Below are 233 nucleotides of genomic sequence, written 5' to 3'. Positions count from 1 at the left end.
AGAGATGCGCCGAGTAGAACAATCGCGATCTCAAGGAAGGTCTTGCCTGCAAGAATGCCGTATTGGAACTGACTCATTCCTGTCGTGCGGAAGACAAATGGGAGTAGGAGCACAACGAGAATACCCAATACGGCAGTGAAGGAAATCGAAGATGCCACGTCCTCGGGCTTGGCATCGATGACCGGTGCTGCGGCGGCTATGGCGGAGTTTCCGCAGATTGAATTTCCGCACGC

Annotated in this window: 1 protein-coding gene; it reads right to left on the bottom strand. The window is 54.1% G+C overall.

Translation table 11 applies throughout. The features are described from left to right. Window positions 1-233, bottom strand: a 233-nt coding sequence (locus RVY79_RS21700; RefSeq protein WP_317466693.1) for a putative sulfate exporter family transporter, incomplete at both ends; no start/stop codon positions are given.

The organism is Chromohalobacter sp. HP20-39, from assembly GCF_033052815.1.
Lineage (GTDB): Bacteria > Pseudomonadota > Gammaproteobacteria > Pseudomonadales > Halomonadaceae > Chromohalobacter.
This window is presented reverse-complemented; position numbering and strand designations above follow the sequence as displayed.